This is a genomic window from Vallitalea longa (assembly GCF_027923465.1).
In the GTDB taxonomy this organism is placed as follows: Bacteria; Bacillota; Clostridia; order Lachnospirales; family Vallitaleaceae; genus Vallitalea; species Vallitalea longa.
The window spans coordinates 49,579-66,493 of record NZ_BRLB01000005.1 but is presented as its reverse complement, the minus strand read 5'-3'; the positions used below and the strand labels follow the sequence as shown (position 1 = coordinate 66,493).

Below are 16,915 nucleotides of genomic sequence, written 5' to 3'. Positions count from 1 at the left end.
ATAAAAAGTTTCTTAACATTATAGTATAATCATTTTATGAAGAACATAAGTTGTAATCGTTACTATAAAACTTAGACTATGAATCAAAAAAATCCGCCCCCATTGATTCATTTAGTTTATAGTCTGCATTTTTAATCTCTTAAGAGCAAATGCAAAACTTATTATACACATGATAACAAATAATATGATTACTGGTAATATATCCATGAATATGATTGTTCTTCCCATTATAAGACTTCTTAATGCATTGATTACGTGTGTTAATGGATTCAGCTTGACAGCTATCAATAATCCTCCCGAGATATTATCTATGGAAAATAATGCAGAGCTTAGAAAAAATATCGGTAATACAATGGCATTCATAATAGTTTCATATATTATTTCGTTTGGAAGTATAAGACTTATTGCATAACATAGTCCTGACATGAAGAAAGCTGTCATGAATATTAGTATTATCATAAGAATTATACCTACGATACCTGATTCTATTCTTACTGAAAAGAAAAGACCTGTGATACATAATATTGCTACTTCTATAAAAGATAGAACTACCGATTCCATCATCTGTCCAAGAACAATAGAAGTCCTTTTTACTGGAGCAATCAGTATTCTATAGAAACTACCATTGGATTTGGTAATGAAGTTAATTATACCTCCACTACATGATGAAGCAAGAATAACCAAAACCATAATACCTGGCAAGATAAATGCTGTATAATTGCCTATTCCCTTATCCTGCATCGTTTGTCCTGCAACAGTACTGTAAAGTACAAGCCATATGAATGGTTGTAGAACTGGTATCAATATGGAAATTGGATTCTGACATCTCCATTTCATATTTCTCCACATAAAATTCAACATACTAATCCCTCACCCCTATTCCTATCAGAATTAACTAATGATACAAAAACATCTTCTAAAGTAGGTTCTACAATTCCAATAGATATGAATTCCATATTATTATCTATCATCCATTTATTTATGAGCGTAAGAGATTTTCTACTATTTGCAACACCTACAACAATAGAATTTTCTTTTATATTACTCCATTTAATAAAATCAGTATTATCAATCATCTTTTTATATTTTTTTGCTTTAATTGCATTAGGTAAAACTACACGTATCATATTTTGCCTTATGATATTTCTCAAACTAGATGATGTTCCTTGAGCTATTTCTTTACCATTATTCATGATACAGATATTATCACTTAACTGGTCAGCTTCTTCTAGATAATGAGTTGTCAAAAATATGGTAGTATTATATTCATCTCTTATTTTCAATAGCATTTCCCACATTCTATTTCTTGACACAGCGTCCATACCCACAGTAGGTTCATCCAGAAATAGTATCTTAGGAAGAGATACCATATTCATAGCTATATCAAGTCTTCTCTTCACCCCTCCTGAGTAAGAAGAAGTTGGATATCTCAGATAACTCAATAGCTGGAAACTATCAATCAATTCTTTTATTCTTTTTTTTGCAGTATATTTATCTACTCTATACATTCTGCTTTGGAATGTCATATTTTCCATTAATGACAAATGTTCATCTATGGAAACACGCTGTGCCACACAAGCGATCTGTGTGCGTACCCAAGCAGGTTCTTTACATAAATCTTTTCCTAATATATTTATTTTACCTGATGTAGGTTTATAAAAAGTAGTTAGTATATTGATTAGTGAAGATTTACCTGCCCCATTGGGTCCAAGTAAAGAAAAAATCTCACCTTTTTTTACTTGAAGACTTAAACCATCGAGTGCTTTTACTCCGTTCTTATACTGCTTAACTATTTTGTCAACTTCAATTGCAAGCATTATCTTCCACCTCTTCAATTGGGAATATTATTTCCGTAATATATTTATCTGGATTACCTTTTATTATTAAGCCCGGTCCTTTTATATAGACTTCTCTCCAAGGTGGCTGTATTTTATATTCATTTTCTTCTATATACTGTTTCATTACTTCATAAGCTGATGGAATTTTATCATAACCTCCTGTATGTGTAAGACATAAAGCTTTTGATCTAGGCAGATTTTTAATTATTACTCCATTATCATTTGGTGATTCTGCTGTAGGAACACATAATTCAATCTCGCCTATACCTGTTTTTTCATCAACTTTATAATAATTGAAGAAAGGAGCTCCATTTGATTTGCCTTTTATCGCTTTAAATACATTTGGAAACTGTTTAGCAGCCTTAGTAACCGGTCCATTATAACGTATGACAGCTACTCTTACTGGCTCAACATCTATAATTCTTATATCATAATCCATTTATTTTCCTCCTTAATCTTATTTACTGCAATCCATACTTGTGAACGGTTTACCCTAGATTTTTCACTAATGGGGTACACTTCTATATCTGGTAATTTGGCATATTCATAACTAGAGAATGGAAGCCACTCAGTCAAAAACCTTTTGTATACTTTTTGAACAGTATTTGGTAATGGACCGACGCTTTCAAATATTACCCATGTAGCTTCTGGAATTTCTAATTCATACATATTTTCTGGAACTTGTTTATCAGTTGAAGCTCCAATATAATAATATATCTCTGTTGGGTTTTTATACGCTGTAACACCTAAGATTCCATTAGGATCTTGGTCACATAATTTACATATCTCGTGAAATACATCACTTCTTAATGTCTCATCCCATAATTTTGGTACAATCTGAAAATTATGTTCTGAATCTTCTTTTAATGGTACTCTTATACCAACAATCCTAATGGCTTTTCTTTTCTCAACTCTATAGCTCATGCTTTCACCTCCAATTACATTGATAGAAAATCTAATCGGTGGATAAGAATTCAATATGGTACCTTCAACTCTTGCAGCTGTTGGAGCAACTGAGTGTACACTCTGAAATGCTCTGTTAAATGAAGTTGGAGAATCATAACCATACTTAGCTCCAATATCCATGACTCTCTTATCACTGGTCTGTAATTCAAAAGCAGCTTTTGTCATCCTTCTTCTACGAATGTAACTAGACAATGAAATTCCTGCTACATAGGAAAACATTCTTTGAAAATAATACGTTGAACAACAAGCTATTCTTGCAGCCTCATCATATGATATATCACCTGCTAGATTACACTCTATATAATCTATGGCTTTACTTAAATTTTTTATCCATTCCATGTTCCTTACCTCCATAAGCAAAGTTTAGCACAATATAAATTTTATATCTTCTCTTTTTCTGCTCACTTTTGTAAACATTATTTTCAGACTTTACAGGTATATTTTTCATGGTATAAACGCAAAATAAACAATATATTCTAAAAGAGGGAATCGCTATGAAAACAGCTATAATTGTTGGTGCTGGTATAGGCGGATTAGCAACTGCTGCAAAACTATCCAGTAAAGGATATAAAGTAACAATATATGAAAAAGATAGCAAGATAGGCGGAAAAGTCAATTATATAGATGCAGGTAATTTCAAATTCGATTTGACTGCTTCTATTTTGATGACACCACATATATACCAAGAAGTTTTTGATTATGCAGGAAAAGATTATAAGAATTATTTGAAATTTATAGAATTGAATCCCATCTATAGAGCTTTTTATTCAGATGGAACTTCTTTTGATCTTTTTAGCAACACCAGTAATTTAACTAAAAAACTAGAAGAAATATCCAAAGAAGATTCTATGGGTTATTATAAATTTCTCTCCAATGTTTATGAAAAATATATTATCGCTGAAAAGTTTTTCCTTAATAATTCTTTTACCAGTTCTCTGGATTTTTTCAATTTCATATCTTTACAGAAAATGCTTAAAATCAATACTTTATCAAGTTCATATAATCATATTTCCAAATATATTACTAGTGAAAAACTTCGCAATCTAATAGCTTTTCAATCTTTGTATGTGGGAATATCTCCTTTCGACGGACCCAACATCTATAATCTAATACCTACAATCAGCCAATTATACGGTCTATGGTATCTTGAAGGCGGAATGTATTCCTATGTAAATGCTTTGGAAAGATTGATATATGAATTGGGTGGCAAAATAATTAAGAACACCGCAGTTTCAGAAATTATTATAGAAAAAGGAACCGCTATAGGTGTAAAAAGCGTTTCTGGTATAGATAGAGCAGACATTATTATATGTGATGCTGATTTTCCTTACGCCGTAAAAAATCTAATTAAAGCGGAAAGAGCAAAAGGTAAATACACAGATAAAAAGATATCCGAGATGAAATATACTTGTTCCACATTTATAATGCATCTAGGACTTAAAAAGACATATCCGAAACTATTAGTACACAATATCTATATCGGAAATGATTTCAAAGAAAATATTCAATCAGCTTTTATTGGAAAACTTCCGAAACATCCTTCCTTATATATTTATTGTCCTAGTAGAATTGATAATACTATGGCAGAAAATGGCACTGAATCAATAAACATTATGGTCCGTGTCCCTAACACATTAAATAACAATATCATTTGGAACGACTCCACCATCAATTTAATGCGTGAAAGAATATTTAACGATCTTTCCAATATGGAAATTCTATCAGATATACAAGAAAATATAATATATGAGAATATAACTACACCTCAAGATTTTTTAGAACGATTTAACTCCTATGGTGGTACAGCTTTCGGACTAAGTCCAACCCTATTACAAACTAATTACTTCAGACCTCATATAAAATCCCCTACAGTTAACAATTTGTATTTCGTCGGCAACTCCGTCCATCCAGGAACAGGTGTCTCCATCGTACTCCTCTCCTCTAAACTAGCCGTCGAAGAAATATTGAATCAATAGGGAATCAAAAAGATCCATCCCTATTGATTCTATTTTGATATAGGAACATTGTTATTGCTGTTGCTATAATTATTATACTTCCCAATATACTTAGTCCGTCTGGTAGTTCACCCCAAACGATAAATCCCATGATTGCAGCAAAGATGATAGTTGTGTAATTGTATATAGATATTTCTGCTGCTGGAGCATATTTATAAGCGAAAGTCAATCCATACTGACCAATAGCTGCAAATACTCCTGTCCCTATCAAATAGAGCCACTGCGAACCTACAGGCATCTGAAAATTAAGTATCGTTAATGGAATCATGGCGATAACAGAAACGAATGAAAAATAAAATACTATAGTTGACGGATTTTCCTTATTCTTTAATAATCTTACCAACGTATAAGCTGCTCCTGCACATATTGCAGAAAGTAACCCAGATAATGCTGGTATTATATCAAAACTGAATTGTGGTTTAATAATTAATAGTGATCCAATAAATACAAACAGCAATGCAGGAATTTGAATCTTGGATAGCTTTTCTTTTAGAAATACGTATGCAAAAATAGTAACAAAGAAAGGCGATAACTTATTGAGCATGGCTGCATCTGCCATTATTAAGTTATTTATTGCATAGAAGTAAAAAACAACTCCTCCTAATCCTAAAAGAGATCTTCCTAACAAATACTTTTGATTTTCTTTTTTTCCAAACATAGGTGTCTTAGTTTTTAAAATAACATTTACTGCTATAATTAAACTTACCAGGTTCCTAAATAATACTTTTTCAAATGTTGGTATATCTCCAGCTAATTTTACCATTGTCTGCATCAATGCAAAAGCAATAGCTGAAATCAACATAAATAGTACTGCTTTTGGTTTGTTGTCCATAATAGTCCTCCTAAATTTTCAAAATCTATTATACCCCATCATCTATTTATTATCAAATATATTAGTCAGGAATTGATGCATTCAATTTTTTATACGCTATATACAATAAAAACATTAGGGATGTCACCATTTTATAAAAAAGTACCGTCACTAATGTTTTACTATTTTCAATTAGCCTTATAATAATGTTTTATACCATAACCCATTTCATTTAATTCATAACTAAGTATCTCTGCAGACTCAACTTTAATTTTGATAAGATGTAAGGGAGATGGTAATTTATCTTCTTTTATTTTCCTTTTATCTAGATATGAATTATATTCTTGGCTTCCATCTTCTATAATTCTTGCTTTTCCTGTAATTTGCATACCTAATATAGTATTCATTCCATGAAATTGTTCATATATGGCAACAGACACATTATCATTAAGTAATAAATTAGCGAATTTAAAACCGCCTTCACTTAAAATATACATATATCCATCATCATACGTATACTCAACAGGTGTACTTCTTACCATATTGTCATATCCAGTACTAAGAGTACAATTATTATGCTCCTTAAGAAACTTTTCTACATACGCTTTTAATGTCTTTATTGGCATTTTAATATTATAGTCTCTATGTTTTCTAATAGATAATCCATACTCTGTTATTTGATTTATATTATATAAATCAACATCCTGAAAAGGTACACCATATGCCTTGGTGAAATTTTTCATTTTTGAATAATCTTCACTATCAAGATCATCAAGTACTAACTTTCCTCCTAGAGCTTTAGTAGAGGCAACACAATTTCCTAATATATTTTTTAATGGTTCTAAGTATCTTTCGCCACCTTTTTGCATTAAGTTGACACAGAAAAGAAATACTTTCTTTTTTCTAAGCCAATGAATATTATTATTTATAAAATCATTTATTTTAGGATTAATCTTTTCACCATAAATTGGTGTACCAATTATTATGTATTCACTATTCTCATATTCATTTTTCCACTCATCTGTTGTTCCGTATCTGGCAGGACCTAATATCATAGCTAGGTTCTTGGCAATCTCTTTGGTGGTACCGTATTTACTTTCATATATTATATTTGTATCCATAAAACTCCCCCTTCTCCCTGTTATTAAATATTTTTAACTTCTTTTTACTAGTATAACATATGTAAAAAATATAAATATATGTTTTATTTATAACATACTCCTACCTGTAAAATAAAGCCCCATATCTCAACAATAATAAGATAAAGGGCTCCACTCACTATCTATATGCAATTAGAATATCTAACATCAATTATATTTACTATCCCTACAAAAGAGATTCATCTGGTGTTACAATAATCTTAACATGTTTTTTCTTATCCTTACCAACTAAAGTCTCGAATCCTTCTTTAACAATATCATCTAGGCTGATTTTCTTAGTGATATATCCCTCTGCCTTGATTCTATCATCACTCATTTGAGCAATAGTTGCTGGGAATTCATGACGATATGCAAGTGTTCCTACAACATTTTTTTCTGTAAATACTAATACGTTAGGATTGATCTTAACATCTTTTTCCCATATACTTGTTACAACCATTGTTCCTTCGTATTTAATACTATCTATACCTATATCAAAACCAATTTGAGCACCAGTTGTTTCAAATGCAACATCTACACCTAAACCATTAGTTAATTTTTTAACCTCTTCTGGAATGTTAACTTCATTTGGATCTAATACAACATCTGCACCTGCTCTTTTTGCATATTCCTGTCTTACTGATTTTCTCTGTAGAGCAACAACAAGTTTAGCTCCTGCCGCTTTTAAACATTCTATAGTTGCTAGACCAATAGGACCTGCACCTAATACTATGGCAGTTTGTCCTGTCATAAATTTACCCATTCTTAATGAATGAAGTGCAACACACATTGGCTCGATTAATGCTGCTTTTTCATAAGATAAGTTATCAGGAATCTTATGTACAAATTCTTGTGGAAATACTGTATACTCAGCAAATCCTCCGCCACTTCCACATAATCCGTGGAAACCTAACTTCTCACATAAATTATATTTTCCTTCTTTACATGCAGCACATTCTCCACATACTACCATAGGTTCTACAGCAACTCTATCTCCTACTTTTAGATCTGTTACTCCTTCACCTGTTTCTACAACTTCACCTGAAAATTCATGTCCTAATACTACAGGTGCTGTATTATGACTTAATGGGTGAGGTTCACCTACTGGAATGAAAATAGGTCCTGCTAAATATTCATGTAAATCGGAACCACAAATTCCACACCACTTAACTTTAATCTTAACATTTCCATTAGTTACTTTTGGTTCTTCAACTTCTTCAACTCGTATGTCATTTTTGTCATACCATAATGCTGCTCTCATGAGGTCATCTCCTTGTTATTTCTTTAACAATTATTCACACTACTATTCTACAAAATTTAGCAACTTATTTCAAGTGTTAATATAAACAATAGTATTAATAAGGAAAAAGCAAATTTTATTGATTATTTATAGTGTTAATCATAGTTAATTAATTAACTAAGTACAATTTTAACTATGTATGTAATCCATCTAGATAAAAACAAATCTATTTGTTTTTACACCTAATATTAAAAATCAATTATAAATTAGTAGTATAATTATAATGCAAAATATCTATTATTGATTAATTTAAAGAAATGTCATGGTTCAACATAATATTATGTATATTTAGCAAAAATTCATTGACTTTGTATTTATACAATTATATACTATGTGTATATTAATATTACATTTCAATTATCAGCTATTACAGTAATATAAATATCTCTCTTATCTATCATGTTTATATTCAATTATTTAATATATGGATACCAAATTAGGAATTGAAATATTAGGATGAAAGTTTATAAAAACATAACATTCAAAAATTCCAACAGTGTACAAACAATTTCAAATACTATATTAACCATATAATAAATGGTAAATATTATTAACAACTAATTTTTATGGAGGGTGTAAGATGATTAAAAATCGGTTTAGAAATTTACTAAATATGAAATTTAAGAGACAAGGGAAATTTCCTATTATATTATTTATTTTTTGCTTATTTATTACTAGCGGATTAGTGGCTTGTAATAATGGTAATTCTACCGATGATGCTACTACTGTAGTAAAAAAATATCTTGAAGCCCAGAAAGATAATAATTATGATACTGCACAATTATTATTATCGTCTTCTAATGATGCTGATTCTAATATAGAAATAAATAAAGAACAAGTACTTAGTGTTATAAGCTTGTCAGTTGATAATATTGAAGTATCTGATAAAGAAACTCAACGAATCAAAAATCGATATATTGGAAGTGAAATAGCAATAAGTTATGATTGGACAGATGAATATATTAATGAAAATATGATTGCTGTTTTTGCAGAATATAATGTAGATTATGATAATACGAAAGTTCCATATAACGAAGGAGACATTACTCAATATTTTTATCTAATAAGAGAAGATATTGATTCTTCCTGGCTTATATGGGATCAAAATTATGAAGAATGAAAAATAAATTATTTATAATGTTGTTATGTGGATGTATTTTTTAAGTATAAAAATCATATTAAAATACGCTTGCCTTAGGACAAGCGTATTTTAATATAATCATGTGCATTATAAAAATATATATACGTAAAATCATCTTATAATAATAATTTATACATCTCATATTGTCCAAATTCCTTCATTTTCATTTTCAAATAATTAGCAAAAGTATGCGCCTGAGAATTATTACTATACATGACATTCAATTCGTCCGGCTTAAGATCATCAATTACTTTGTTCAATAAAACCTTAGCATAACCTTTATTTCTATAATTGGGATGTACCCATAGATATATCAATCTATTATCTGAAGCTACAATACCAGCAACTATTTTATTCTTATCCTCTATACCATAATATCTACAAGATAAATTTTTAAAATAAGGAAAATCAGCCTGCCAAGGTAAATGTGAAAAATCTATTTCTCTTAATGAGCTAATATCTTCATAAGTCATTTCTTCAACCTCGATATCATTCATAGTAATATTTTTTATTGGATTATCACCTGTCAACTCCAACTTTCTATAAGTTAAGTCATATACTTTTTCATAACCGATTTTCTTGTAGAAATTAATTGCCCTGTCATTACCATTGATAACTTCAAGAAATAACTGCTTACACCCTATTTTGCGAGCCTCACTTTCATAATAACCCATCAATTCATTAGCAAGTCCTGTTCCTCTTTCAGACGGTATTATTGACATTCCTCCACATCTTAGTGTCTTAAAGTTTTCTCCATACTTTATTCCACCCAAAGTTATCCCTACTGGCTTATCTTCCTTAAAAGCAATAAATGATAACTCTCTATCATTACCTTCCTGACCAAAAAATCTGTTTATAAAAAAGTCTTCATCCATTTCAACATGTATCATATAATCAGCAAAACCATCAGTAAAAGCCTTGTATATTATTGAGTCTGAAACCTGTGAGCATTTTTTAATATCATACATACATTTTCATCCTTTCATATATCCTAATATTTCAAGTTATCTATATGAGTTATTCTTATTGTTGTCTAATGTTAATGTATTAGTGATACAATGCCTATGAATTCAACTAATTATTATATTCTATTTCAATCTAAGATTATTATAACTTATTGATATTACAAAAACCACTATTTATTATTCATACTTTTAAATAATAAATAGTGGTCTCATTAATAAATCAATCTTTTAGAAATTTTTCTACTGTATCTACTATAACAGATACAATTTGATCTTGATATTCATCAGTCTGTAATCTAGCTTCATCCTCTTCATTAGATAGAAAACCACATTCAACAATCACACTTGGTTGCTCCATATCTTTCAGAAGAGTATAACCACTCATTAAATAATACAATTTATTATCAAATTCATTATTAAATGCTTCTTGTAGCTTATTAGCAAATTCTATTGAATTCTTGTTAGCACATAAAATCTGAGTACCTTTTACTTCATCACTTTGTTCACTAAAATTATGATGCATACTAATCAGAAGATCAGGATTCTGGTTATTAATAAATGTTATCCTGTCATCTAAACTCAATTTCTCATTTTCTCCTAAATTAGTTGAATCATCTCTAGTCATTTTTATATCCGCACCTAAGTTTTCTAACTTAGTTTTCAATTTATTGGAAATTCGCATATTGAGATCTTTTTCTTTTACACCTGTTATTGCTCCTCCAGTTCCAGGGTCAGAACCACCATGACCTGGATCTACAACTATTGTAAATTCTTTTAATGGTCCATCGTGAAGTACTGGTTGATTATTTTTATCAACAGACTTACTTTTATCCCTAGAAGCTATATCATTTTTTTCTGAGTTACTATTCTCAGAATCTATTTTATTAACTATTGAATCATTATTATCTTTATCATCATGATGTGCCATAGCTTTTGAATACATTATTCCACCTATGAAACTTAAGGCACATAAAAATAATAATATCAATATTCTTATCTTATTTATATTTCTCCTTCTGTTATAAACTTGCTGATTAGTATTTATGATTATTTTTCTCCCTTCATATTTTTTATTTATATATTCTCAAGATATTCTTCTAAGCATATTCCCTCTTCCATTATTACTTTCGCTGCTTCTTTACCAACATATCTATAATGCCAAGGTTCATAAGATATACCTGTAATATTTACTTTGTTCTTAGGGAAACGTAGAACAAAACCATATTTATAACAATTCTTCATCAACCATTGTTGTTCAGGTGTATTTTCTTGTTTATCATCTAGTAACTGATAACTTAATGCTACAATATCAACAGCAAGACCTGATTGATGTTCACTAGTTCCTGGAACCGCTACCCATTTTGCTGCTTCAATTTCTGATTCTTCTCTTGAATATCCACGATTAAGATATTTATTTATCTGCCTATCAAACAATGATTGTTGTTTTTCCATTGTACGAAAAGATGAACATATGATTGGCGATAATCCTTCTGCTCTACAATCATCCATCATTTTTTGTAAATCTGGATATACTCTTTCATCTATAGAGTGTCCATTGATAAGTTGTGTTCTAGATACAGAAAAATCTTCAGGAAGTTTATTCCATGGATTAACTAATATCAAATTCCAATCAATAGAACTGGTATCAATAACTATAATTTCATTATTAATATTCATTTCCTTAGTATTCTCTTCAGAAATCATATCTGTATCTTTAGCTTCAATATTTTGGTTATCAAATGTTTGTTCCTTGCTATCATCAATATTTTTATTTCTACTAATTTGATTCTCATTACCATCTTTAGCTGTTCCATTAATTGTAGCATCATTATTACTATTATCAGTGATTATTATTTTCTCATCTGTTTCATAATGTTGTTTACTAGTAAACATTGCCATATTATGTATAGTTAAATAAAATACTCTCCCCAGAATAAAAAATATAATACATAATAGAACAGTAACAGTAATTCTATAAATAATTAGTCCTTTTCTTCCTTTTCTTCTGTTTAAGCTGTTTTCATGATTTTTGCCGTGCTGTAAATTTTCATTCATTAAGTATGTCCTTTCGTAATATTACTATAGCATAAGGAAATTATACGATTGTATTGTTACAAATTGACATCTTTTTTACATCATTTTTGCATATATAATTAAATTTCAAATTATATTCTCACCTAGATGTGAATTATTAGTTATCATTCTATTGATTTATTCTGCAAGAACAAATATAAGAAACCTTCTCTATACATGCATTCATAAGAAAATCTTCCCATTTTTTCTCTATAAATTCTACTTCCATAATAATCAAGTACTCCTCTATCCCACTCAATACCTAAGTATGATGCAAATGCTTCCAATGTTTTTATTTGATCTATTTTATAAATTTCTTCGTAATCCTTAAAATTGATAGAATATATAACATTAGTTTTAGTATCAATAGATATATTAATAGAATAATTATCATTATAAAAATTTATTTCCCATAAGCTAACTAGATTTTGTGGATTATCTATATCTGCAAAAGTTATACGAGAACTTCTATATTCCAGATTATTTATATCTAGATCTATTTCAGGAATTACTCCAATCTCTCGAATTTTCTTTAACTCATCTATTATCCGTGGAACTACTTCGTTATCAAATTCTCTACTATAAAATACTTGTTCTTGCCTTACTATAACATTGCTTTCCTTCTCATAAGATTTTATTATTAATTGCAATTTATCTATTGTATTTATATTTTCATAATCATCATTATTTTCATCTTCCATTTTCTCAATGTAAATTCTGTCAAGAATCCTTTCATCTTGTATATGTGTGAATAATAAAGGTAGTAAGGCTACACCTATAAGAGCTAATAGCAATATTATAAAAACCAAACTAATTTTGAATCTACTCAATTGCATCAGCTCCTTTTAGGCTTATGAAAACACAAGTACCTTTTTGCGGTGTACTTTGAAACTTTAATGTGCCACCATGAAGTTTAATAATTTCATCACAAATAGTAAGACCTAATCCGATTCCACCTTGAATTCTTGCTCTTGATTTATCAACCATATAAAAAGCTTGTGTAATTTTATTTAATTCATTTTGTTCTATACCTTTACCATTATCGCAAATATTAATAATATAGTTGTTCTCTTCTAGCCTGCCACATAGAGATACTTGGCCGTTACTCTCTACAGCTTTTCTTGCATTATCAAGTAGATTAATACAAACAGTTTTCATAAGTTCAGGTTCAATCATTAAATTAGCCTTTTCAGCATTTATAGAAAAATGAATATTCTGTTTTTGAAAGATAGGTATCATTATCCCTTTTACACTTTCAAAAAAATCTATAGCTGATATTTCTTTTAATATAATCTTACTATTCTTGAGAATCACTATTTCCAGCAACTTCATCGAAATAGATTCCAACCTTTTACCTTCTTCAAATATGTAATTAGCCGATAAAACCATCTGCTCTCTGTTCATTTTTTTCGAACGCAACATATCAGCATATCCTATTATCGATGTTAGTGGTGTTTTTAGTTCATGAGAAAAACAAGCAACAAATGTTTCCTGCTTAGAAGCCTCTTCTTTCAATTCGTTTATTTTCTCTTCAAGATTTGCTGCCATAAGATTAAAATTATTTGCTAGATTTCCAATTTCATCATTATTTTTAACTATTACACGCTGTTCAAAATGTCCTCCGGATATTTCTCTTGCAACCCTAGATAACTTATGAATTGGTTTCATAAGCCATTTACATATGACAAATGTAAAAACACAACCAAACAAAAGCATAACTCCAATAATCTTAAGAAATGTTTCATATTGGGATACACGACTTTCAAATATGGGGGTGACATCTCTGAATATCTCAATATAATATTGTTCATTCAATAAATCCGATGATCTTACAGAATGTATATAATATTCTTGATCGTTTTTTACAATCTCATAACCTCTTGATTCTCTTGATATATAGGTTATAATATCATTATCCAGTTTATTAAACTTACTTGAGAAAACTATCTTTTTGTTTTTATCACTTATTCTAAAAGACATATCTCCCACAACATTTCTTAATGTTAAACCTTCTGCTGTCTTTGTTACCCATTCATTTTGAACAGAAGATAAGTCTTCAATATCAGAAAAAATCGAATGATCCTGCATATCACTTATTTCTTGTAACTCGTTACGTATTGAATAATAAACAATATCTACAGAATCATATGCAATAAGTATCTCTTGATCTAGTGAAGAAGCAAAACTTGTAGTAATCAAAAAATAGCTTCCTATGCTACAACATAAAATACAAATGAATATAATAGTAAAGAAGCATTTCCAGAAAAATTTCATATCTACACCTCAAGCCTATATCCTATTTTATAAACCGCAACAATTTTATTCTCAAGTCCCAATTTTTTTCGCATACGCTGTACATGTAAGTCTACTGTTCTACTATTACCCATATATGCCTCACCCCATACTTTTTCATATATGCGGTCTCTAAATAGTGCAATGTTTTTATTCTGAGCAAACAGAATAAGTAACTCATATTCTTTTACGGTTAGATTAATAACTTTACTGTTTTTCTTAACAATCCTTGAATTAGTGTCTACATTGATATCGAATAGATTAAAATGATGGACGCTCTTATTATAACGCCTCAAAACAGTCTCGACTCTTGCTAGCAGCTCAATTATTTCAAAAGGTTTGGTAATATAATCGTCTGCTCCCAGTTTCAAACCTTTTACTTTATCTCTTACATCACATTTTGCAGTCAGAAAAATTACGGGAATCTCCAAAGGTCTGATATATTCTATTAATTCATAACCATTTATCTTGGGTAGCATAATATCAAGTAGTATCAATTCGTAACTCTCTTTTTCAATAAAATCAGCTGCTTGAATTCCATCATAAGCACATTCACATCTATACCCTGCATCGGTTAAATTTATTTTTATTAAATTAGAAATTGCTTTTTCATCTTCAACAATTAGTATTTTATTCATTACGCTCTCCCTTCTAAAATATATTACATCATAATTGCATCATAGTTACATCATATTGTAGATATTTTTTAGTTTGAGTTCAATGTTAATTACTGGTATTTATAATAATCCTTATTTAATTCAATCAATACACTTGTAGATTTCTCTATCCTAAAAAAATATATCCATAAACTCTTAATAATCAATAAAAAATGGTGACTACTATTTAAAGTAAGCCACCATTTCTTCTACATATCAATTAATAAATACTATATATTAATAAATAAAATCTTCTTTTACTATATTTGAATAATTCAAATATACATAATATCAATTATACAGCTTTTCTACTATTATAATCTCCTCTTTCTGATAATTCCTCTAACATTTTCTCATGATAAGCTTTCTTTAATGGATGATACTTCATTCCAATAATAGAACAGAAATGACCTAGCGCTGGTATTGCACAATAAGCAATGAGAACTGTCCAAAACATTCTAGGTGATCTTGGTGTCTCAGTTATACTTACAAAACCTGCCCCTGCTAAAATAAAACCTACTAAAGTGGAAGATAAAGAACTGATGACTTTATCAATAAACGAAAAAGCAGTTCCAATCATACCTGGTATGAATCTACCATTAAGATAATATTCATAGTCCGCTGCATCACCAATCATAGAAATAAGATTCTGGTCTGTGGTACCAGATATCAATATTTGATTTATTGCAAGAACTACAATCAACCATATCATACTACTAGGATTAAGAGAAATAAGAGGTATCATGGCAAGACCATATACAAAACCACCTATTGACGACCATTTGAAAACTTCAACACGCCCATATTTCGAGATGATTTTAATTGAAAAAAACATGACTACTATCATTATGACCATACTAATTGTTGGTACTATTCCTTGTAAATCCTGATTCTGTACTACATAGAAATAAAATACAAGGGTCATACCACTCTGTAACGTTTGGGCTATTTTATTAGTTGAAGCTGCAACTATAAGCATTTGAAGAGCTCTGTTATGCGCAAAAACATCTACATAGTTTTTTAATTTAGGTTGTATCTTCTGCTCTGTTTTAATGTAATTTTGCCTAACATCTTTCTTACCAAGTGATATAATAACAAAAACTGCGAAAACCACTTGAATTATAGCAATATATATTGCAGCATTCCTCCAGCCAAGAGCTACACCATTACCCCCTCCTGCATTTATAATAGGTAAAACCGTACCTAGAATAAGAGCATATACGACTAGTGTCCACATCATACCGAATGCATTTAGAATTGTTCTTTGACCTTTTTGGGCTGTAACGATTGTCTGAGCACTTTTAGTACAAGCAGTTTGCATAGTATAACCAACAATAAATATAGAATATAAAATTACGATAAGAACTATATCACCGAATTTTGAGCCAGTTTGGAAACCACAGAATAGAAGTATAAAAGATAGGGCTGATATTAATGATCCAGCTAATATCCATGGGCGAAATCTTCCGAACTTAGTATCTGTCTTATCAATTAAAATACCAATAACAGGATCCGTAACTGCATCGAGAATTCTGGTTCCTGTCATAATCAATCCAACTGTCACAGGTGACATATTGTATATCTCTGTACAATAGACTAAAAAATAAGTGGATAATGCAATAAAAACAGCATTAGTCGATGCATTATTGAAACTAAATCCAAATATCTCTCCTTTAGAAGCTTTGTTAAATGTTCTTGTACTCATTTTAAAACCTCCAT

16 protein-coding genes are annotated in these 16,915 nt (G+C 29.8%); 2 read left to right on the top strand and 14 right to left on the bottom strand.

Annotated features, from left to right (window positions below):
- Positions 1-111 precede the first annotated feature (111 nt).
- Genes QMG30_RS10815 through QMG30_RS10800 form a run of 4 tightly spaced genes read right to left on the bottom strand, consistent with a single transcriptional unit; the run spans position 112 to position 3,143 of the window.
- On the bottom strand, positions 112-861 hold the full coding sequence (locus QMG30_RS10815; RefSeq protein ID WP_281815261.1) for an ABC transporter permease: 750 nt from the start codon (positions 859-861) through the stop codon (positions 112-114).
- Complete coding sequence (locus QMG30_RS10810; protein ID WP_281815260.1) at positions 855-1,817, bottom strand: ABC transporter ATP-binding protein; 963 nt, start codon at positions 1,815-1,817, stop codon at positions 855-857. The genes QMG30_RS10815 and QMG30_RS10810 overlap by 7 nt, the downstream gene beginning before the upstream one ends.
- Positions 1,804-2,277, bottom strand: a complete 474-nt coding sequence (locus tag QMG30_RS10805; protein ID WP_281815258.1) for a GyrI-like domain-containing protein — start codon at positions 2,275-2,277, stop codon at positions 1,804-1,806. The genes QMG30_RS10810 and QMG30_RS10805 overlap by 14 nt, the downstream gene beginning before the upstream one ends.
- On the bottom strand, positions 2,262-3,143 hold the full coding sequence (locus QMG30_RS10800; RefSeq protein WP_281815257.1) for an AraC family transcriptional regulator: 882 nt from the start codon (positions 3,141-3,143) through the stop codon (positions 2,262-2,264). The genes QMG30_RS10805 and QMG30_RS10800 overlap by 16 nt, the downstream gene beginning before the upstream one ends.
- 155 nt (positions 3,144-3,298) lie before the next feature.
- Between QMG30_RS10800 and QMG30_RS10795 the strand changes: the two genes are divergently transcribed.
- Positions 3,299-4,780 carry a phytoene desaturase family protein gene (locus QMG30_RS10795; RefSeq protein WP_281815256.1) on the top strand — a complete coding sequence of 494 codons (1,482 nt, stop codon included), beginning with the start codon at positions 3,299-3,301 and terminating at the stop codon, positions 4,778-4,780.
- Between the two features lie 4 nt (positions 4,781-4,784).
- Here the strand turns inward: QMG30_RS10795 and QMG30_RS10790 are convergent, their stop codons facing one another.
- From QMG30_RS10790 to QMG30_RS10780, 3 genes are all read right to left on the bottom strand, one after another.
- The gene (locus tag QMG30_RS10790) at positions 4,785-5,651 is read right to left on the bottom strand and encodes a DMT family transporter (RefSeq protein WP_281815255.1); all 867 of its coding nucleotides are present in this window, start codon (positions 5,649-5,651) and stop codon (positions 4,785-4,787) included.
- A 167-nt stretch (positions 5,652-5,818) separates the two neighbouring features.
- Complete coding sequence (locus QMG30_RS10785; protein WP_281815254.1) at positions 5,819-6,751, bottom strand: flavodoxin domain-containing protein; 933 nt, start codon at positions 6,749-6,751, stop codon at positions 5,819-5,821.
- Between the two features lie 205 nt (positions 6,752-6,956).
- Entirely contained in the window at positions 6,957-8,030 is a 1,074-nt protein-coding gene (locus QMG30_RS10780; RefSeq protein ID WP_281815253.1) for a 2,3-butanediol dehydrogenase, read from the bottom strand.
- Between the two features lie 619 nt (positions 8,031-8,649).
- Between QMG30_RS10780 and QMG30_RS10775 the strand changes: the two genes are divergently transcribed.
- A complete protein-coding gene (locus QMG30_RS10775; RefSeq protein ID WP_281815252.1) occupies positions 8,650-9,189 on the top strand; it encodes a DUF4829 domain-containing protein in 540 nt (179 codons plus the stop codon).
- A 137-nt stretch (positions 9,190-9,326) separates the two neighbouring features.
- Here the strand turns inward: QMG30_RS10775 and QMG30_RS10770 are convergent, their stop codons facing one another.
- The 7 genes from QMG30_RS10770 to QMG30_RS10740 all read right to left on the bottom strand — a co-directional run bounded on the left by QMG30_RS10770 (position 9,327) and on the right by QMG30_RS10740 (position 16,901).
- Entirely contained in the window at positions 9,327-10,178 is an 852-nt protein-coding gene (locus QMG30_RS10770; protein WP_281815251.1) for a GNAT family N-acetyltransferase, read from the bottom strand.
- 217 nt (positions 10,179-10,395) lie between these two features.
- Complete coding sequence (locus QMG30_RS10765; protein ID WP_281815249.1) at positions 10,396-11,118, bottom strand: N-acetylmuramoyl-L-alanine amidase family protein; 723 nt, start codon at positions 11,116-11,118, stop codon at positions 10,396-10,398.
- Between the two features lie 131 nt (positions 11,119-11,249).
- Complete coding sequence (locus QMG30_RS10760) at positions 11,250-12,230, bottom strand: M15 family metallopeptidase (protein WP_281815248.1); 981 nt, start codon at positions 12,228-12,230, stop codon at positions 11,250-11,252.
- Positions 12,231-12,373: 143 nt separating this feature from the next.
- Positions 12,374-13,078, bottom strand: coding sequence for a hypothetical protein (locus QMG30_RS10755; protein ID WP_281815246.1), 705 nt, complete (start codon positions 13,076-13,078; stop codon positions 12,374-12,376).
- On the bottom strand, positions 13,071-14,447 hold the full coding sequence (locus tag QMG30_RS10750) for a sensor histidine kinase (protein ID WP_281815245.1): 1,377 nt from the start codon (positions 14,445-14,447) through the stop codon (positions 13,071-13,073). The genes QMG30_RS10755 and QMG30_RS10750 overlap by 8 nt, the downstream gene beginning before the upstream one ends.
- A 77-nt stretch (positions 14,448-14,524) precedes the next feature.
- Complete coding sequence (locus QMG30_RS10745; protein ID WP_281815242.1) at positions 14,525-15,178, bottom strand: response regulator transcription factor; 654 nt, start codon at positions 15,176-15,178, stop codon at positions 14,525-14,527.
- Positions 15,179-15,491: 313 nt separating this feature from the next.
- A complete protein-coding gene (locus QMG30_RS10740) occupies positions 15,492-16,901 on the bottom strand; it encodes an MFS transporter (protein ID WP_281815240.1) in 1,410 nt (469 codons plus the stop codon).
- Positions 16,902-16,915 lie beyond the last annotated feature (14 nt).